This window comes from Edaphobacter sp. HDX4, from assembly GCF_036877565.1.
GTDB lineage: Bacteria > Acidobacteriota > Terriglobia > Terriglobales > Acidobacteriaceae > Edaphobacter.
This window is the reverse complement of the sequence record NZ_JAEDXW010000002.1, coordinates 225,999-244,432: the sequence shown is the minus strand read 5'-3', so window position 1 is coordinate 244,432 and position 18,434 is coordinate 225,999. Positions and strand designations below refer to the sequence as shown.

17 protein-coding genes are annotated in these 18,434 nt (G+C 58.4%); 5 read left to right on the top strand and 12 right to left on the bottom strand.

All coding sequences use genetic code 11. The features are described from left to right. The first annotated feature begins 80 nt into the window (after nucleotides 1-80). The 4 genes from JAO29_RS03455 (at nucleotide 81) to JAO29_RS03440 (ending at nucleotide 5,192) form a co-directional block, all read left to right on the top strand. Nucleotides 81-1,481, top strand: a complete 1,401-nt coding sequence (locus tag JAO29_RS03455) for an efflux RND transporter periplasmic adaptor subunit (RefSeq protein ID WP_334266782.1) — start codon at nucleotides 81-83, stop codon at nucleotides 1,479-1,481. Between the two features lie 146 nt (nucleotides 1,482-1,627). After that, on the top strand, nucleotides 1,628-2,383 hold the full coding sequence (locus JAO29_RS03450) for an ABC transporter ATP-binding protein (protein ID WP_334266781.1): 756 nt from the start codon (nucleotides 1,628-1,630) through the stop codon (nucleotides 2,381-2,383). A gap of 66 nt (nucleotides 2,384-2,449) precedes the next feature. Beyond that, a complete protein-coding gene (locus JAO29_RS03445) occupies nucleotides 2,450-3,340 on the top strand; it encodes a hypothetical protein (protein ID WP_334266780.1) in 891 nt (296 codons plus the stop codon). A 7-nt stretch (nucleotides 3,341-3,347) separates the two neighbouring features. Continuing rightward, a complete protein-coding gene (locus JAO29_RS03440) occupies nucleotides 3,348-5,192 on the top strand; it encodes a hypothetical protein (RefSeq protein WP_334266779.1) in 1,845 nt (614 codons plus the stop codon). Nucleotides 5,193-5,421: 229 nt separating this feature from the next. Here JAO29_RS03440 and JAO29_RS03435 read toward each other — a convergent pair whose 3' ends face one another. The 7 genes from JAO29_RS03435 to JAO29_RS03405 form a co-directional block, all read right to left on the bottom strand. After that, the gene (locus tag JAO29_RS03435) at nucleotides 5,422-7,029 is read right to left on the bottom strand and encodes an amino acid permease (protein WP_334266778.1); all 1,608 of its coding nucleotides are present in this window, start codon (nucleotides 7,027-7,029) and stop codon (nucleotides 5,422-5,424) included. 22 nt (nucleotides 7,030-7,051) lie between these two features. Then, nucleotides 7,052-8,563 carry an APC family permease gene (locus JAO29_RS03430; RefSeq protein ID WP_334266938.1) on the bottom strand — a complete coding sequence of 504 codons (1,512 nt, stop codon included), beginning with the start codon at nucleotides 8,561-8,563 and terminating at the stop codon, nucleotides 7,052-7,054. Nucleotides 8,564-8,679: 116 nt separating this feature from the next. Continuing rightward, nucleotides 8,680-9,570, bottom strand: coding sequence for a glycosyltransferase family 2 protein (locus JAO29_RS03425; RefSeq protein ID WP_334266777.1), 891 nt, complete (start codon nucleotides 9,568-9,570; stop codon nucleotides 8,680-8,682). Between the two features lie 98 nt (nucleotides 9,571-9,668). Continuing rightward, a complete protein-coding gene (gene thiE / locus JAO29_RS03420) occupies nucleotides 9,669-10,331 on the bottom strand; it encodes a thiamine phosphate synthase (RefSeq protein ID WP_334266776.1) in 663 nt (220 codons plus the stop codon). 94 nt (nucleotides 10,332-10,425) lie between these two features. Then, nucleotides 10,426-11,781 (bottom strand): acetyl-CoA carboxylase biotin carboxylase subunit, encoded by a 1,356-nt coding sequence (gene accC, locus JAO29_RS03415; protein ID WP_334266775.1) that lies wholly within the window; start codon nucleotides 11,779-11,781, stop codon nucleotides 10,426-10,428. 63 nt (nucleotides 11,782-11,844) lie between these two features. Further along, a complete protein-coding gene (gene accB, locus JAO29_RS03410; RefSeq protein WP_334266774.1) occupies nucleotides 11,845-12,342 on the bottom strand; it encodes an acetyl-CoA carboxylase biotin carboxyl carrier protein in 498 nt (165 codons plus the stop codon). Nucleotides 12,343-12,380: 38 nt separating this feature from the next. Next, the gene (locus JAO29_RS03405; RefSeq protein ID WP_334266773.1) at nucleotides 12,381-13,469 is read right to left on the bottom strand and encodes a Xaa-Pro peptidase family protein; all 1,089 of its coding nucleotides are present in this window, start codon (nucleotides 13,467-13,469) and stop codon (nucleotides 12,381-12,383) included. Between the two features lie 64 nt (nucleotides 13,470-13,533). On the opposite strand from JAO29_RS03405, the gene JAO29_RS03400 reads away from it, so the two are divergent. Further along, nucleotides 13,534-14,427, top strand: a complete 894-nt coding sequence (locus JAO29_RS03400) for a metallophosphoesterase (protein ID WP_334266772.1) — start codon at nucleotides 13,534-13,536, stop codon at nucleotides 14,425-14,427. Between the two features lie 19 nt (nucleotides 14,428-14,446). Here JAO29_RS03400 and JAO29_RS03395 read toward each other — a convergent pair whose 3' ends face one another. From JAO29_RS03395 to JAO29_RS03375, 5 genes are all read right to left on the bottom strand, one after another. After that, on the bottom strand, nucleotides 14,447-15,004 hold the full coding sequence (locus JAO29_RS03395) for a DNA-3-methyladenine glycosylase I (protein ID WP_334266771.1): 558 nt from the start codon (nucleotides 15,002-15,004) through the stop codon (nucleotides 14,447-14,449). Nucleotides 15,005-15,047: 43 nt separating this feature from the next. Next, nucleotides 15,048-15,299: a helix-turn-helix domain-containing protein gene (locus tag JAO29_RS03390; RefSeq protein ID WP_334266770.1), complete on the bottom strand. Its 252-nt coding sequence runs from the start codon at nucleotides 15,297-15,299 to the stop codon at nucleotides 15,048-15,050. Nucleotides 15,300-15,443: 144 nt separating this feature from the next. Then, nucleotides 15,444-16,487, bottom strand: coding sequence for a 6-phosphofructokinase (locus JAO29_RS03385; protein ID WP_334266769.1), 1,044 nt, complete (start codon nucleotides 16,485-16,487; stop codon nucleotides 15,444-15,446). A gap of 40 nt (nucleotides 16,488-16,527) precedes the next feature. Next, entirely contained in the window at nucleotides 16,528-17,571 is a 1,044-nt protein-coding gene (locus JAO29_RS03380) for an MBL fold metallo-hydrolase (RefSeq protein WP_334266768.1), read from the bottom strand. A 15-nt stretch (nucleotides 17,572-17,586) separates the two neighbouring features. Next, entirely contained in the window at nucleotides 17,587-18,399 is an 813-nt protein-coding gene (locus JAO29_RS03375) for an HAD family acid phosphatase (RefSeq protein ID WP_334266767.1), read from the bottom strand. Nucleotides 18,400-18,434: the final 35 nt, after the last annotated feature.

Genomic DNA, 18,434 nt, shown 5'->3' with positions numbered 1-18,434 from the left:
CCAGCCCCGTATCTCAAAGCAGAACATCAATTGGAAAGCGCCATCCGGCCTGAAACCGGAGAAAGACGCAGAGAAAATCAATGAGCTTTAAAAAAATCGCCCTGATCGCTGTCGGGGTTCTGGTTCTTGCTGGAGTCGTCGTCGGCAGCATCATCCACAACCAGGGTGCTGTCACAAAGGTTGCCACGGGACACGCCGTCCGCCAGGATCTCATCTCCATGGTCAGCGGTACAGGCCAGATCAAGCCTAAAACCTATGTCAACGTTGGAGCTACCGCCTTCGGCCGGATCACCCACCTCTACGTCAAAGAGGGCGATCACGTCAAAGCCGGCCAACTGGTCGCCACCGTCGAAAGCGAGCAGCCCGCCTCTGCCGTCCAGGCCCAGACCGCTACGATTGCCGCCTCTAAAACCGACGTCGAATCCTATCGCGCCGCCGAGCGCACCGCCGAAGCAAACGTCGCCCAGGCTAAAGCCGACCTGGAGCAGAAGAAGTTCGACTTCGACCGTGCCAGCGCCCTCTACAAGGATCAGTTGATCGCCAGGCAGGACTTTGACGCCAAGAAGGCAGCCTATGACGTCTCCGTCGCAACCCTGCAGCAGCGCCAGGCCGCAGTCGCGCAGGCGAAAGCCCAGACCGCCTCGGCTCAGGGCCACGTCGAGCAGGCCGTAGCTACCCTGCGCGGAAACTCCTACAACCTCGGCCTCACCCAGAGCCGCGCCCCCTTTGACGCTCTCGTCACCAATGTGCCCGTTCGCGAAGGGGAGACCGTCGTCGTCGGAATCCAGAACGCCGAAGGCTCCACCCTGATGACGCTCGCCGATATGTCCGTCATCACCGCCGAGGTCAAGGTGGATGAGACGGACATCGTCAACGTCGCGATGAATCAACCCGTGGATGTAACCGTGGATGCCCTTCCCGGCCGCATCTTCAAGGGTCATGTCACTGAAGTCGGAGATCAGGCCCTGCTCCGGACCACCGGACTCGCGACCAGCCAGTCCACCACCGGAACCGAGGAGGCCAAAGACTTCAAGGTCGTCGTCACCCTCGACCAGGTCTCAGACGACCTCAAGCCGGGCCTCTCCGCCACCGCCAAAATCACCACTGCACACCGTTCCGATGCCCTGACCATCCCCATTCAGGCTCTGGTGCAGCGCAACCCTGCCATCGAGAAATCCCTGGAGCAGAACAACGGCAAGGCGCCCGCGGCCAATGGCGTCGCAGCCAGCACTGCTCCCCCGGCGTCTAAGTCTCAGATGGTCACCGGCGTCTATCTGCTCCGCAACGACCGCAAGAAGCTCCGAGCCGTCTTTGTACCTGTCACCACCGGAGTCACCGGCTCCACCGACATCGAGATCGTCAAGGGGCTCAAGCAGGGGGACGAGATCGTAACGGGACGCTATAAAATCCTGCGCTCCCTCAAAAGCGGGACTGTCATCAAACGAGACAACACCCCGGAGACCGTCACCGACAAGTCCTGACGCCCACTCCGGAAAACCGGCCGACCCTCTCCGCGGGAACCTCTTGGCTCTCACGGTCGTATAGCTCTTGGAAAAGTACTATCTTAAGAATCAGCTCTCGAACCCTCGCGCCGCACCAGGCCGGGAACGAAGCACCGGAGATTCGGATGGCTATTGAAACCGCAGTGGAAGCTCCTCTCAGCAACATCGCCGGTCCTCGTCCCGGTGACGTCATCGTCACCGACAATCTCTGGAAGACCTACGAGATGGGCGACCAGGAGGTCCACGCCCTCCGCGGCGTCAATCTCCGTATCCGCCACAACGAGTACGTCGCCATCATGGGACCCTCCGGCTCCGGAAAATCCACTCTGATGAACCTCATCGGCTGCCTCGATTCGCCCTCACAGGGGAAATACTGGCTCAACGGGCACGACGTCTCCGAGCTCAACGACGACGAGCTGGCCCGTATCCGCAACAAAGAGATAGGTTTTGTCTTCCAGACCTTCAACCTGCTCGCCCGTGCCACCGCCCTGCACAATGTCGAACTTCCCCTTATCTACAACGGAACCTCGGCGGTCGAGCGCGAACAGAGAGCCAAAGCCGCTCTTGAAAGCGTCAACCTCGGCACCCGCATGCTCCACAAGCCCAACGAGCTGTCAGGCGGTCAACGTCAGCGCGTGGCTATCGCCCGGGCCCTCGTCAACAATCCCTCCATCATCCTCGCCGACGAGCCAACGGGAAACCTCGACTCCAAGACCGGCGACGAGATCATGGCCCTCTTCGACGAGCTCCACTCCCGCGGCAATACCATCGTTCTGGTCACCCACGAGCCGGATATCGCCGAATACGCCCATCGGGTGGTCACCATCCGTGACGGAGTCATCGCCAGCGACCAGGCATCGGGCCGTATCCGTAACAAATAGAGCACATACATTCTGCCGCCCTGTTTTGCATCCGGTTCTCTACCCTCACACGTCTAAAATGGAACTATGGCAATCCGTTCCGGTCGCGTGCGCGCCACCGCTGTTGGACTCTTTGCACTGTTCCTCTGCTGCCGGCTCTCCTTTGCTGAGGCAGGTGCACGCTTCGATCTAACCGGCCCTCGCATCGACGTACGTGTCACGCGAGGAGACAAGACTCTTCCGATCGCCGCCGTGCCTAACCTGCACGCCGGAGACAAGCTGTGGCTGTTTGCCGACCTTCCCCGAACCCAGTCCGTTCACTACCTTCTGGTAGCTGTCTTTCTGCGAGGCACCACCAATCCGCCGCCGGACAAGTGGTTCTTCAAAATGGAGACCTGGAACAAGAAGGTTCGTGACGAGGGCTTCACCATCACCGTGCCGGATGAGGCCCAGCAGGCCTTGCTCTTCCTCGCCCCGGAGACCGGGGGCGACTTCAGCACCCTTCGCTCCGCCGTTCAGGGCCGCCCCGGCGTCTTTGTGCGTGCCTCTCAGGACCTCGCCGAAGCTGGCTTTGAACAGGCGCGAATCGAAAAGTATCTCGCCGCGATGAGGACCGTCCCTCCGGGCGATCCCAAGGCGCTCCAGGAGCACTCGACCCTCCTGGCCCGGACTCTCAGCCTCAAGCCAAACCAGGAATGCTTCAACAAGCCCGTCGACCAGCAGTACAACTGCCTCACCCAGACCGGCACACAGACCCTTCTCGATGACGGTCACGGCCAGACCGTAGTCTCCATGCTGTCCAATGGCTCCGGTTCTGACTTCATCAGCGCCGCCTCCGCAACCTCCATGGCTGGAGGCGGAGTCTATAGCGCCTACGTCGGCGCGGTCGTAGACCTTGTCCGTCTCACCAGCACACTTCACACGGCACAGTACCACGTACATCCCCGCGATCGCGTTCCCTCAGGCAGAGGCGCTTAATCTGCGGTTGAACACCGCTCCCTCGTTCCACAATCCGAAATCCGTCATCGTCATCGGCCTGCCCTCAATCCAAAATGCCGTTCCTCCACCGTTGCGCGCCTCCGACCCCAAGCACGTCACCTGCATGCTTGAACCCGGAGTAACACTGCCTGTCGAAGGAGCCCCGCTCGTATTCTCGACCGGATTCGCCCATGACCTTGTGCTCCATCTCAACGGAGGACCCACGCGTCCCGACATTCCGCTGAATCCCGATCCATTCAAAGGTGGTCTCGTCCTCTCATCCCCCTCTGAGCGGAAGGCCCTGCCCATGTCCCCTTCGGAAGACGAGGAACCAAAGAAGCAGTCGGAAAAGCCTGACTCCTCTAACGGGCCCAAACAGCCGACCGATGCCAGCGCGCCCAAGACCGCTGTCACCGGAACCATCAAGGGATGGTGGGGCTTCGACCAGTTCACCGGCCCAACCCTGCCCCTCCAGGACGTACCCGGAACCGGGTGGAAGCTCGCAACCGACAATCCACAGCTGATCACGGGCCGCGACAATCACCTGACGTTGAGCTCCAGCGGAACAGCCTGCATTCAATCCATCACCTTCGACCGCGCCTCCGGCCGCAAGGAAGAGGCGGAGTGGAAGCACTCAGACAAGCCCAACGTCGTTGACGTCACCCTTTCGCTCAAATCCGTGGATCCCGGTAACATCCACCTCGACGTCCACCAGTATGGCGGTGCGCCGGTGGCCGCAGTCACAGCACAGACCTTCTCTGAACCCGCACGGATCGATGCACTCACCCTCCATGCAGGCGACACGGCCGCTACTCTCACCGGAACCAGTCTCCATCAGGTACGTCAACTGGTCCTCAGCGACCTTACCTTCCAACCGATCGGTGAGCCAGTCGCCGACCCCTCGCAGAAAGACGCCACGCAGCATATCCAGAACCTCACGGTCTCTCTTCCTGAGTCTGCGCAGGCGCCCGGCATCCATCCCGGAGATCACCTCACGGCTCACGTGGCTCTGCGCGATGGCCGCACACTCAGTGTTCCCGTTACCGTCGATCCGCCTCGCCCATCGGTCACGCTGCTCAACAAGGCCATCTCGCAGCCTTCGAGTCCACAGATCCATCTGGCTAACCCCGACGACCTTCCCGTCACCCAGAAGCTCACCTTCTCTCTGCACTCGTCTTCGCCTTTTCCGCGGAACGGGCAGATCGAGATTGCGAACGCAGACGAGACCCTCCACACCAACCTGACCATGTCCTCAGGCCTCGTCCTGCAGAACTCACGTACGCTTCTCGGAACCTTCGATCCCCTGAAGGCCTTCGGGACCTCCGCATTCGGGCCGGTCCGCCTCCGTCCTGTCGCTGCGGACGGAACCGCAGGCGACTGGATCTCGCTGGCAAATCTGGTACGCCTGCCCAATCTGCAGGAGATTCACTGCCCCACCGATCCCGCTGCCGCCTGCACCCTCAGCGGTTCAGATCTCTACCTGGTCGACTCCCTGGCGAACGACCCCGGCTTCACCAATCCCATAGCGGTTCCTGAGGGCTACGTGAGCAACACACTCACCATGCCGCGCCCCCCAAAGAGCGGCTTCTATCTGCGGCTCCGGGATGAACCCGCGTCCGCCAACCTGGTCAACCTCCCGATCCAGATCGCGCGTGCTCCGCAGCCTCCCTCACCTCCGCCTCCGGCTCCGGCACCAGTAGCGCCCCCGCCCAGCGAATCGGCACCCCCAACCACCGCACCGGACACTCAGCCGGCACCTGCGCCTGCAACGGACTCGCCCAAAGCGCAACCGGCATCCCCGCCGGCCAACTCCCCATCGGCCCGCTCCCAGCCAGCCCCTCAGTCACGCTAGCTTCCAAGAGGTTTGTCAAGGCCGCGAAATGCAGAAGCTGTTTATAACGCATAGATTTACAGCTAAAAATTAATGCCGATTCACCTGCGCCGATTCGTTAAGATTAAAGCAGCAGGCAAAAGGAGATTCCTCGACCGGGAATCTCCTTTTGCTTCTTTTGCTAGATAGCTCCGAACGCGAGGTCCGGACCTATCTCCAATGGATTGAAGATTTGCGCAAAATGGGGGGGTTACCCCTCCACCTTCACCGAGTTCTGCAGCCGTGCCCGGACCTTGCTGTGCTTCACACTGTAGGTGAAGTAAACCACCAGGCCGATCACCAGCCACACGATCAGCCGGGCCCAGTTCAGCCATCCAAGCTTAATCATCATGTAGCCGTTGAACAGGATTCCCATGACCGGCACAAACGGAACCCAGGGCGTGCGGAACGGCCTGTGCTTCTCCGGCTCGGTCTTGCGGAGCACCATGATCGCGATACAGACGATCACGAATGCCAGCAGCGTGCCGATGTTCACCATCTTGCCGATGTCGTCGATCGGCGTTACCGCTCCGACGATTCCTGCCAGCGTTCCCACCAGGAAGGTGTTGCGGAAGGGGGTGCGGAAGCGGGGATGAACCTCGGCAAAGAACTTCCTGGGAAGAAGGCCGTCGCTCGCCATCGCATACAGAACGCGAGTCTGCCCCAGCAACATCACCAGCATCACGCTCGTCAGGCCCGCCAGAGCACCGACGACGATGATGTCGCTGGCCCAGGTGAGTCCACGGTCCAGAAATGCGCGCGCGATAGGAGCCTCGATGTTGACGGACTGCCACGGCACCATTCCCGTCAGGACACCGGCAACACCGATGTAGAGCAGAGTGCAGACAAACAGCGACGCAATCATCCCGATCGGGAGATCGCGCTGAGGATTCTTGGCCTCCTGCGCCGTCGTCGAGACTGCGTCGAAGCCGATGTACGCGAAGAAGATGTAAGCCGCGCCCGCACCAATACCGCTCAGGCCGAAGGGAGCGAACTCGTGCCAGTTCGAGCCCCAGTTGCCAGGGTGAACGTACTTCGCACCTAACCCGAGAACGAACAGCACCACCGCAACCTTCACCACCACGATGGCAGTATTGAACTTTGCCGACTCCTTGATCCCGATGGCAAGGACAGTTGTGATGACCAAAGCGATCAGCAGAGCCGGCAGATTGATGCCGATCTCGTGCCCGAAGAGCACAGGAGCTCCGAGAACTGCGTGCGCCCGCGTGACCATATCGGTAGAAGGCGCCGCGATCAGATCACTCATCTGCTTGATGTACGCCTGCGTTCCCGGAACCAGCGACGAGAAGTTTGTCGCCATCACCTGGCGCGCGACCTCTTCCATGGCTTTCCTGAGGCCCGTCCAGTGGTCGTAGGCGAGCCATAAGGGGAACTTCACGTGGAAGACGTCCAGCAACTCGACGAAGTTATTCGACCAGCCGGAGCTCACCGTGCTGGCGCCCATCGCATACTCGAGCGTGAGGTCCCAGCCGATGATCCAGGCGATCAACTCGCCAAGGGTGGCGTAGGCGTAGGTATAGGCAGAACCGGCGAGCGGAATCATCGCCGCAAACTCGGCGTAGCAGAGACCGGCAAACGCACAACCCAGGCCGCTCAAAACGAAGGAGAGCATCAGGCCCGGACCCGCGTAGTGAGCACCAAGGCCTGCGAGGACAAAGATTCCGGCTCCGATCACGGCTCCCACACCGAGCGCCGTCAACTGGAACGGTCCCAGAGCGCGCTCAAGGGTATGTTCACCCTCTTCGCGCGCCTCCGACATTAGCGCATCCATCGACTTTCTTGCAAACAGCATCGACATAATGTCTTAAGGTTCTCCTTCTTTACATCCCGGTGGTTCGCAACTCAGCGGCTTCCGCCTCGATCGCAGCGCCCTGCCGCCTCCATACCAGATACACCGGAACACCAAGCAGAACGATGATCAGACCCGGCCAGGTATATTGAGGTTTGTAACGCAATAGTACAAGACAAATCCAGGCTGCCATGACGATATAGAGAGCCGGCAGCACCGGATACCCGAAAGCCCGGTAGGGACGCGGCGCCTCAGGCCTGGTCCGGCGAAGCACAAAAAGCCCCATGATTGTCAGAATATAGAAGATCAGGACGGCAAAGATCACATAGTCCAGCAGCTGACCATAGCTGCCCGAAAGACACAGCAGGCAGGTCCAGACACACTGAACCCAGAGCGAGTTGACGGGAGTGTTGGAGCGCTCGCTCAATTTGCCGACCGATTTGAAGAACAGACCGTCGCGGCTCATCGCGTAATAGACTCGCGCTCCTGCCAGCAGCATCCCGTTCGCGCAGCCAAAGGTCGAGATCAGAATCGCGAGCGCCATCAGCTTTGCGCCGTAGCCGGCAAATGCGAACTCCATCACGGCCGTCGCCACGCGATCTTCCGTAGCGAACTGAATTCCCCTCCCCGTGATGGTTGCGGCATGCGGGTTGCCGGCGAGGGGAAGCACGCTAAGAAAGACGAAGTTGCAGAGCACATAGAGAAGCAGAACAACGCCGGTTCCCACTGCCAGCGAGAGTGGAAGATTGCGCTTAGGATTGCGGATCTCTCCGGCTGTAAAGGTAACGTTGTTCCAGGCGTCGGCGCTGAAGAGCGAGCCTACCTGGACGATGGCGAGGATAGTTAAGACCCCGACGAGTTCCGTTCCGCCCAGCTGTGACGGATGAAGGGAGTGCCATCCTGCACCCGCCCAGAAGTTCCGCCACCCCTCGCCGAAGTTGGTCGCGAGCGCCGTGGCGTTACGAACAACGACGCCTACAAGGACGACTGCGGCAAGCGAAAGAACCTTTGCCGAGGTGAAGAGATTTTGGACCGCCGCCCCCATCCTTATGCCAAAGGTGTTGAGCAGGGTCAGCAGGATGATGATCACGATGGCAACCAGGTTCGCGGTGTTAACGCCGATGTCCATGTTTCCGAGGATCATCGGACCTACATGCCAGGCAGGAACGTGTCCTATATGCCAGAGCCAATGGCTGGTGTTGACGGATGGAAAGAAGACGCCGAGAAATTTCCCGAACGCGACGCCGACAGCCGCGATAGTCCCGGTCTGAATAACCAGAAACAGGGTCCACCCATAGAGGAAGCCCCACAACGGCCCCAGGGACTCGCGTAGATAGACGTACTGGCCGCCAGCTTTAGGCATCATGGCTGCGAGTTCCCCGTAGCTCAGAGCACCGATTATCGTCATGGCTGCGGTGATCAGCCATGCAGCGATCAGCAATGCCGGTGAACCCAGGAGACGTGACATGTCTGCCGGCACGATGAAGATGCCGGAACCGATCATGGATCCCATCACGATTGCTGTTGCAGAGAACAGCCCCATGCCCTGTACAAACTGTGGCTGCGCTGCAGAGGTTGGGTCAGCTTGCTTTGTAGAAATCTTCACGTTGCAGTCTTTTCTATCCCAAATATCGAAGAAAGTCTTGCAACATCTTCTCGTTAGGTGCGGAGCAGCGTTACTGCGAAGAAACGAAAGCGCTCCGACGCCCAGAAGGGAGAGGGCCACTGGAGCAGAGACTTCTTCATGTACTCTCGCTCGGTCTTCTTATCTCCCGCCGCACGTGCGGTCAGGCAAGCCTTGAAGGCCTGATAGCTGATGATCCTTCGCCGCCAGAGAGAACGCTGCAGGCCAGTCATATCTCCGAGCAGCGTGTCGTCCAGCATCTTCATAAAATCGTTGTACATGTGGTTGGCATCGCCACTGAGACCACCGGCACTCGATCGATAATCCGTTAACGGCTCGGGACAGACACAGAATGGCCCCTTCGTGATGAGACGAAACCAGAGATTCCAGTCTTCACTTCCCAACTGGCGCTCATTAAATCCGCCGCCCAACTCCTCGAGCACCGCCCGACGCAGCAAGACCGATGACGGAGGTACACCGGGATTACACCAGCGAAGCGTGGGCCAGAGCGTGGTGTGATCGACCGGCTTGAGATCGATCAGGTGCGCTCCTTCATCGCTCATAACGCGCAGTCCTGTGTAGTTCCCAACTGCAGTCGGGTGTTCCCGGAGTACCTTCACCTGGGTTGCGATCTTTTCGGGCTCCCACCAGTCATCCGCATCCAGAAAGGCAATGAACTCTCCGATGGCGATTCGGAGACCTGCATTTCTCGCCTTTGCCGGGCCACCGTTCTGCTGACGGAGGAGTATTACCTGGTCGGAATACTCAGATTCGACGATGGAGCAGGTCGCGTCCTTCGACCCGTCATCCACAACAATAATCTGCGTCACAGGGTAGGTCTGCTTGAGGATGCTATCGACCGCCCTACGGATAAACCGCTGCCCGTTATAGACCGGGATTACAACCGTAACTGTTCCCTGGAGCATTTTTCCCCGTTGAAGCTCATCTTCCGTTTCGCTGCTGAAGGTTCCAGACGAAGCATAGCAAATTGACATCAAAACTCAGTCATCAGGGAACGAATATGTCAGCGCGACAGTAAATCCAGAAAGGCTCTCACAAGTTGAGACGGCCTTTCACCCGGCTGCAAAAGAGCTCCGATGACGGCTACACTGTCCGCTCGCGCTTCGATCACACTGGCGGCATTCTGCAGTGTGATCCCTCCTATGGCAACGAGCGGGCCGCGTGTTAGCGAACGCGCTTGACGCACGCCTTCCAGTCCCACGACCGGTTCCGGATTGAGCTTGCTGGAGGTAGCAAAGACCGGCCCGATCGCAATGTAGTCGGCGCCAGCAGCATCCGCTGCACTCACCTGTTCAGGGGTATGGGTGGAACAGCCAACGAGAGAGCCGGTCGAGAGAGCCTGACGAGCCTTCGCAACAGCTACATCGCCCTGTCCGACATGCACTGCAGACCAGCCTGCCTCTGCGGCCAGTTCCGGGGAATCATTCATGACCAGGGTTGCAGTCGTTGCGCTGAAGATCTCTGAGATGACGCCAGCGTTCTCAAGAATCTGATCTTTACTTCCCTGCTTGTCCCGGTACTGCAGAAGGGTGACGCCTCCATCCCGGAGCTCCTGGACAAACGCCTTAAGGCCGATTCCCCTGCTGGCGATTGTCTCCGCATCCACAATGGCATAGAGGCGGGGGAGCTTAACGGAAGGAGACTGCTTATCCGAGCTCTCTTCCACCGGCTAATTCCCCGCAGGCCTGGCAGAGGAGCACCAGACACGGTGAGTACGGAGCCGGGTCGATGGAGAAGCCTGTGAACTCATCGGATCCATCTTAGCTACCCTTCTGTTTTTCCAGGAAACGCTCCATGAACTTGGTGTCGAACTTCCCGGCACGAAAGTCTTCGTCAGCAAAGATGCGCTGGTGCAGCGGAATCGTAGTGTGAATCCCCTGCACTACAAACTGGCTGAGCGCCCGCTGCATCCGGTTCATCGCCTCTTCACGATCCTTACCGTGACAGATCAGCTTCGCGATCATGGAATCGTAGTAAGGGGGAACCACACCCTCCGCGTACTGAGCGGTGTCAACACGCACACCATTCCCTCCGGGAACATTGAAGGCGGTGATTCTGCCGGCACTCGGAGTGAACTTCTCCGGATGCTCGGCGTTAATCCGGCACTCGATGGCATGGCCGCGAATCTCGATCGGGCCAGGTACGACGGAACTGAGCTTTTCTCCGGCAGCTATCTTCAATTGCGACTTCACGAGGTCGATTCCAGTGACCATCTCAGTGACACAGTGCTCGACCTGGATACGGGTATTCATCTCGATGAAGTAAATCTTGCCGTCTTCGTCCATCAGGAACTCGATCGTGCCAGCATTCCAGTATCCGATGTTCTCAAGAGACTTCTTGATCGTCTTGCCCAACTCCTCACGCAGCTTAGGTGTGATCTGCAGACTTGGAGCCTCTTCGATGAGCTTCTGATGGCGGCGCTGAATCGAGCACTCGCGCTCCCCGAAGCTCATCACATTACCGTGCTCGTCTGCCAGCACCTGGAACTCGATATGACGCGGACGCTCGATGAACTTCTCCATATAGAGGTCGCCGTTGCCGAACGCCGCCGCAGCTTCCGTCGAAGCCTGGTTATACAGTCCGGGAAGTTCTTCAGCATTGCGGCAGATGCGCATACCTCGACCACCACCGCCCGCGACCGCCTTCAAGATCACCGGATAGCCGACAGTCTTCGCCCATTCCAGAGCCTCACCTTCGCTCGCGATCACACCATCCGATCCCGGAAGGATTGGCACCTTCGCCTTCTTCATCGTCTGGCGCGCGGTAGATTTTTCTCCCATCATGCGCGTGACCTCCGGAGGAGGTCCGATGAACTTGATATTGGAGGCGCGACAGACCTCAGCGAAGTTTGCATTTTCGCTGAGCAGGCCATATCCAGGATGGATTGCGTCCACATCGGCGATCTCGGCGGCGGAGATCACCGCCGGAACATTGAGATAGCTCTCTGCAGAGCGTGGGGGACCGATACAGATGGCTTCATCGGCGAACTTGACGTGCAGCGAATTTCTGTCAGCTTCGCTGTAAACCGCAACCGTACGGATACCTAACTCTTTGCACGCGCTGATGACGCGCAGCGCAATCTCCCCACGATTTGCAATCAGTACCTTCCGAAACATACTTCAGATGCCTTCCGTAGAACTTTCTTGTGAATGTAAGGCTGTCATGCCCATCTTGTGCGGTTAGCGTGGACGAATCTCGAAGAGAGGCTGGCCATACTCTACAGGCTGTCCGCTGCTGGCAATCCTGCGGACGACTTCTCCCGCCATGTCGGATTCGATCTCATTCATCAGCTTCATCGCTTCCACGATGCAAAGCACCTGGCCAGCCTCGATTTGGTCGCCAACCTGAACAAAAGGCGGCGCGCCCGGGGCCGGAGACTCGTAAAAGGTACCGACGATAGGCGACTTGACCTCGTGCAGCTTCTCCGTCGCGGCAGGAGCTTCAGCCGAAGCAGCAACCGAGGCGGCAGTTGCCGGGGCTGCACTGCCGGGAGCGGATGCCACCAGCCGGCTCAACTGAGCCAGATCGATTCCTCCGGGGGCCGCAGCTGGAGCGGGCTCACCCGCAAACTTGATCCGCACCTTCAGATCGGGCTGTTCCATATCGAACTCTGCAATCTCGTTCGCTTTGAGAAATTCGACCAGCTCCCGAAGCTCCTGCATCTTTGTTCCGTCCATCTTCGCTCCTGTGCCTGTTGCGGCACTTCTCTCGTTGTTTACAGCTCAATCCAGGCTTTTACACTCGGCGTCAGGATTTCGTGCCCTCCTGACGTGACTAGAACCATATCTTCAATTCTGAGGCCAAACTGACCAGGCATATAGACTCCTGGCTCAACCGTGACCACCATCCCCGGCTCAAGCTGCTGGGTTTGCTTCGCACCGAGCCGCGGTCCTTCATGAATCTCCAACCCCACCCCATGCCCTGTCGAGTGAGTAAACCAACGATCCAGTCCAGTCCTGCGCAGCACACTGCGTGCAGCCTCGTCGACCTCGCCAGCGGTTACACCGGGGGCAACGATCGCAACTGCCGCCTCCTGCGCTTCCAGAACCGCATCATACACGTCTCTCTCGGAGGCCTGTGCCTTTCCAAGGTGAACAGTGCGGGTCATATCGCTCATATAGCCGTCCAGGACGACGCCGAAGTCGAGCGTCACGAAGCCACGACGGGGCAACTTCGCCATACTGGCGTGACCATGGGGCAGCGCACTGCGCTCTCCACTCGCAACGATGGTGTCGAAAGACATTGCCTCCGCACCGCCCTGGCGCGCGCGATATTCGAGTGTAGAGGCGACATCGATCTCCGTCAGTCCTGGCCGAAGATACTCAAGCATGTCGTCAAAGAGTTCGCACCCCAGATTGGCCGCCGCCCGGATCTTCGAGATCTCGTCGGAATCTTTGACCTGCCGCAGCCTGGCAACCGGCGACGGAAGCGCCATAAACAGGCTGCGCCGAATCCGTGCAGGAACTTCTTTTCGCAGGGATTCGAGCGTGGCCACCGTCGTAACCGCCGCATCGAAGCCGCACCGCTTGATTCCAGTCTGCACGATCCATTCACAAGCGGCCGGTAGAACGGGTCTGTTGGACACGATCGTCACTCGGGTTCCGAGCGCCTCATTCTTTGCCTGCAGGGTGTATCTTCCATCCGTAAACAGGACAGACTTGCCACCTGCCAGGACGAGAGCGGCGTTCGATCCCGTGAATCCGCAGAGATAGCGCACATCAGCCGGATGCGTGACGAGCAAACCGTCTGCCCCGAGCGCTCTGACTGCCCGGGTCGCTGCTGCTTTTCTGGCCCTAAAGTTCATCCTTTTGATTCTACTCAACCGGGGGGCATTACAGGGTAGGATCTGGAGCGCAGGAACCGTTATCATGAACTCTATGTCCGTTTCGCCGGGGGGCTCCTCGCCTTCGCGCTTATCACGTCGTAAATTTATTCTTGGATCCGGCGTTGCTGCCGCGGGACTGGCTTTCTACGCCGGTGAGATCGCACGCCACGAGATCGATCTGGTGAAGACCACCATTTCAGTCCGTGATTTGCCCGGAGCCTTTCACGGCTTTCGCATCGCACAGATCTCCGACATTCACCTCGACGAGTTCACGGAGCCTTTTTTCCTGGAGCATGTCGTCCATCGCATCAACGAACTGGCTCCTGATCTTGTGCTTGTGACGGGCGATTTTGTTACCCGCGGATCGCTAACCTTTATCGACAGCCATCATGCGGCGTACCGTTGCGCCGAGATTCTGAGCACCCTCAAGACTCCGCAGGTTTACACCGTGTTGGGAAACCATGACGTCAGCGTGAGTGCACCGCTTGTCATAGAGGCGCTCAACTCAAAGAAGATCCCGGTGCTGGTGAATCAGCATGTCCCCATCGAACGCGGGGACTCTCGTATCTGGCTCTGCGGTTCGGACGATGCGGGTACCAGGAGACCCGATCTGAACCTGACCATTCCCGAGAAGCCAGATGGTCCTGTACTGCTGATGGTCCACGAACCCGACTATGCAGATACCGTCATCCGGCACCCACGCGGAAAATCCGTTGCGCTGATGCTGTCAGGGCACTCGCATGGCGGTCAGGTGCGGATCCCGTTCTATGGGCCACTCATCCTGCCGCCGATGGGTCAGAAATACGTGATGGGACATTTCCGGTTTGATGGGATCCCGCTGCAGCTCTACGTCAATCGAGGGATCGGATCTGTCGGATTGCCATTCCGTTTCGACTGTCCGCCGGAGCTTACCCTCCACACCTTGCAGCCAGCCTGAAACACCGCAGAGGAGCGCGTTACGCCTGGGCGCGGCGAAAGCAATCAGGAGCGTGATCGTCGACGATGCCCGTTGCCTGCATCCATGCGTAGACGATTACCGGCCCGACAAACTTGAATCCCCGCTTCTTCAACTCTTTCGAGATCTTCTCGGACAGTTCTGTTTTGGCTGGCACCTTCCCACTCTTGTGACGGATGGGCGTTCCGCCAGCCATTCCCCATACAAATTCAGAGAGATCTTCACCGTTCGCCTTCATCTTCAGGAAGGCCTTCGCTCCCCCAATCGTCGCCTCGATCTTGGCCCGGGAGCGAATGATGCCTGCATCAAGCAAAAGACGGTTTACATCGGTCTCGTTCATGCGGGCAACTCTTGCGGGATCGAAGTTGTGGAAAGCATGCCGAAATCCATCTCGTTTCCGCAGGATAGTCAACCATGACAGTCCGGCCTGGAAACCATCCAGCATAAGCTTCTCCCAAAGGGCGCGACTGTCGTACTCCGGTACGCCCCACTCTTCGTCGTGGTAGGAAGACAACAGAGGATCACTCTCGGCCCAGCTGCAGCGAACAATCTCTTTCATGAGAGTGATAGATTCCGGTGGTCGAGGGAAGGCGCAGGAGTTTTTAGCGGGCGCGCCCTGAAGGTTTCTTCTGCTTGGAGGTAACCATCTCTGGAGTCGAGGGCTTCACGCCGCTCTTCTCGTCCATCCAGGCGTCCAGGAGAGTCTTTTTGAATCGCCAGCGGTTGCCCAGCTTGAACGCAGGAATAAACCCCTCTGAAGCGTAGCGGTATAGAGTGTCGCCGCTGATCCCGAGATATTCTGACGCCTGACGGATATCCATCACTTCGCGCAGTGCCATCTGAACCTGTGCCATCGTCGAGACCTCCAAAAACCGAAAGAAACGGGCGTAAAAAGGGAAAGAGCCAGCTAAACCCCGGCACACTCTTTGTAATCCCTTTTCTGCGCCCGTTCAATTGAATTCTTCAGGCATCGATCCCAAATGGCTGATAACTAATCCTCAAACAGCATTTGCCGGGGGCTGAAGGCTGCGCATTACCTCGAGAAGATCGTCACCTACTGTCCGGTTCTTTGAGATTGCATCGGCGAGAGGGATATCAGAAATCTGAGTTCCCTTCAGAACGACTAACCTGCCGAACTTGCCTGCATGGACCAGATCGATCGCGGCGACTCCATAACGGGTTGCCAGCATCCGGTCATAGGCGGTCGGCGTTCCTCCACGTTGCGTATGCCCGAGGTTTACGCTGCGAGTCTCATACTTGGTTCGGCTTTCGATCTCCTCTGCCAAAGCTTGAGCGACACCGCTCAACCGAACGTGTCCAAAGGCGTCAACGGAGGTGCCATGAGTTGCCTGTCCACTCTCGGGAAGATGCGCCCCTTCGGCCACCACAACGATCGAGAACTTCTTGCCGCGGTCGTAACGATATTTCAGAAGCCTGCACACCTCGTCGATGTCAACAGGAACTTCAGGAATCAGGATGACATCGGCACCGCCAGCGATACCGGAGGTGATCGCAATCCATCCGGCGTCTCTTCCCATCACTTCAACGACCAGGACGCGATTGTGAGCCTCAGCCGTCGAGTGCAAACGGTCAATCGCCTCTGTCGCGATGCTGACGGCCGTATCGAAGCCAAAGCATACATCGGTGCCATTCAGATCATTGTCGATCGTCTTCGGCACTCCGACGCACTTCACGCCGCGTTCGCTGAGTGCAAGTGAGATGGATTGTGTGTCGTCGCCGCCCAAAGCAATCAGCGCGTCGAGTTTGTTCTTTTCAATTGATTCGACGCACTTCTCGAACCCTCCCGGAATCTTCTTCACATTCGTTCGAGACGAGCGGAGGATCGTACCCCCTTTGTGCAGAATTCCTGAGGTTGTCTCCAGGTTTAGGGGCATTGTGGTGTTGTCCAGAACGCCTCGCCAGCCTTCCATGAATCCCACGAACTCGTCACCATGATGCAGGATTCCCTTCCTCACTGCGCCACGAATTACAGCATTGAGCCCTGGGCAATCTCCACCACCAGTCAACATTCCAACACGCATCGAATCTCCTTTTCTACGACGCCAGAATCATACCGCAGGCTCAGCGCCACCATTCCGACCGCAGAGAGGCTGCCCCTATAATCTCTGTCGGCAGGCCAGGCGTAGGGATCCAGAGTGGAATCTTCTTCTCGTCCGCGATCTCGCAGATACGCTCGATGGGGTCTCTCCATCCGTGCAGGGCAAGGTCAAAGAGTCCCCAATGGATGGGCATCAGAAGCCCACTGCTACCCAGCGCTTCGAATGCATTGATCGCACCCTCCGGGCCCAGATGAATCTCACTCCAGAGTTCGTGATACGCGCCTATCTCAAGCATGCTGATATCGAAGGGACCATACGTCTTCCCAATCTCTTCGAATCCCGGCCACCAGCCCGAATCTGCACCGTAGTAGATCTTGTGTTGCGGCCCTTTAATGACAAAGGAAGACCACAGCGTCTCGAATCGGTTGAACATACTCCGGCCGGAGAAATGTCTCGAAGGCAGCGCAGTTATCTCGAGGGATGAGTCGCCAACGGTCTGGGTCCAGTCAAGTTCTACGATCTTGCGGCGCTTCACACCATATTCCTCGAGGATTTCACCGACCCCGAGAGATGTGACCCACTCGGTACTGCTCATTGCGGGCATGCGAGTCAGGGATCGTATCGTCGATTCCCCGAGATGATCATAGTGGTCATGTGAGATGACAATGACATCCAGTTGGGGCATGTCCTGCAATTTGAGCGGAGCCGGAAAGAACCGTCTTGGTCCGGCCCATCGCAACGGAGAGGCTCTCTCGTCCCACACAGGGTCAAGCAACACTCGTTTGCCGTCGATCTCGATCAGACTCGAGGAGTGTCCCATCCATGTAATCCGCAGGCCGCTTGTGGGCGGGGTGTCATAGAGGCTCGGATCAGTTCGGAATGGTCCGGGAGGAGTTCGAGGAAACTTCTCTTCCTTACTGGACAAGTAGAGAGGAAGCACCTTCCGCATTGTCTCCCACCCGCCAACGGTGGTGGGAAGGGGGTTCAAGAAGCGCCTTCGCTCCTGTGCTGCTGGCCGAAGGAACGTCTTTATCTGTTCCTCCTCCGAAGTATCTGCCGATCCCATCTTTTACCTCCGCGATCAAGGAAGATAGTAAAACGGATTCGGCAGCTTCACACTCGTCTCGGCTCGAGCCTCTCCGTTCAAGTCGCTCCATTGATCACCCATATTCAATACGATGCGATAACCCGCATCAACGATCTTCTGACGCTCCTGCCCCTTGTAGTCGACGGTAGACATCTGTTTTTGAGGCCCTGTCCTGAGGGCCAATCCGCTCCATCCCTCGAAGCCGGCCAGCTTCAGATTGCTCGCGGTCGCGTCGCGGAGTCCGTCCCATCGGCCAGTGATGAAAAATACGTCGATGCCAGCTGCTCGTGCCTTGTTGAAGAGCCGCAGCGTTCCGGGGATAGGCATGGCTGCCTCTGGCGTGGCCATCCAGTGGTTCATCGGCATGAGGAGGAAACCGTAGTCTTCGCGTCTGATCTCACAGAAGCCCGACAACGACGTCTCATCAATGTCGAGTACGACCGCCAGCTTCTCCGAGGGTCGCTTCAACGCAAGCACACGGTCGAGGATAGTCTCTGCCCTTCTGGTCTGCGCATCAAGATCGGACCAGTAGCAGCCTCCACCGCCGGTGCACTCGGCATAGTCAGCGAGTCGGTATCGCTCTACTCCAAAGTTCTGGATCGGCTCTGCTGCAACGATGACCGTCGGGTCGGCCGCTGCCTTCTCCGCTGTCTGCTGAATCTGCTCTGCTGTGGGCCGCCTGGCCGGCGTCAGGCTGACCGGTCTGCCACCCGGTTGAACAGGACACGAGGGAGGACCGGCGATCTGGCCAACTCCCATCTGAGCAGCAAGCAGCATCAGCCCCAGAAAACGCAGTTTTCCCTTCATCCAACTCTCCTGTCTGCTTGAGTCCTGTGTGCGCA

Bases quoted from the DNA above. Each gene is read 5' to 3' on its own strand.
- JAO29_RS03445 (WP_334266780.1), top strand. From the start codon at position 2,450: ATGGCAATCCGTTCCGGTCGCGTGCGCGCCACCGCTGTTGGACTCTTT.
- accC (WP_334266775.1), bottom strand. From the start codon at position 11,781: ATGTTTCGGAAGGTACTGATTGCAAATCGTGGGGAGATTGCGCTGCGC.
- JAO29_RS03450 (WP_334266781.1), top strand. From the start codon at position 1,628: ATGGCTATTGAAACCGCAGTGGAAGCTCCTCTCAGCAACATCGCCGGT.
- JAO29_RS03435 (WP_334266778.1), bottom strand. From the start codon at position 7,029: ATGTCGATGCTGTTTGCAAGAAAGTCGATGGATGCGCTAATGTCGGAG.
- JAO29_RS03425 (WP_334266777.1), bottom strand. From the start codon at position 9,570: ATGCTCCAGGGAACAGTTACGGTTGTAATCCCGGTCTATAACGGGCAG.
- JAO29_RS03395 (WP_334266771.1), bottom strand. From the start codon at position 15,004: ATGAAAGAGATTGTTCGCTGCAGCTGGGCCGAGAGTGATCCTCTGTTG.
- JAO29_RS03375 (WP_334266767.1), bottom strand. From the start codon at position 18,399: ATGAAGGGAAAACTGCGTTTTCTGGGGCTGATGCTGCTTGCTGCTCAG.
- JAO29_RS03430 (WP_334266938.1), bottom strand. From the start codon at position 8,563: ATGGGGCTGTTCTCTGCAACAGCAATCGTGATGGGATCCATGATCGGT.
- JAO29_RS03390 (WP_334266770.1), bottom strand. From the start codon at position 15,299: ATGGCACAGGTTCAGATGGCACTGCGCGAAGTGATGGATATCCGTCAG.
- JAO29_RS03385 (WP_334266769.1), bottom strand. From the start codon at position 16,487: ATGCGTGTTGGAATGTTGACTGGTGGTGGAGATTGCCCAGGGCTCAAT.
- accB (WP_334266774.1), bottom strand. From the start codon at position 12,342: ATGGACGGAACAAAGATGCAGGAGCTTCGGGAGCTGGTCGAATTTCTC.
- JAO29_RS03400 (WP_334266772.1), top strand. From the start codon at position 13,534: ATGAACTCTATGTCCGTTTCGCCGGGGGGCTCCTCGCCTTCGCGCTTA.
- JAO29_RS03405 (WP_334266773.1), bottom strand. From the start codon at position 13,469: ATGAACTTTAGGGCCAGAAAAGCAGCAGCGACCCGGGCAGTCAGAGCG.
- JAO29_RS03455 (WP_334266782.1), top strand. From the start codon at position 81: ATGAGCTTTAAAAAAATCGCCCTGATCGCTGTCGGGGTTCTGGTTCTT.
- JAO29_RS03380 (WP_334266768.1), bottom strand. From the start codon at position 17,571: ATGGGATCGGCAGATACTTCGGAGGAGGAACAGATAAAGACGTTCCTT.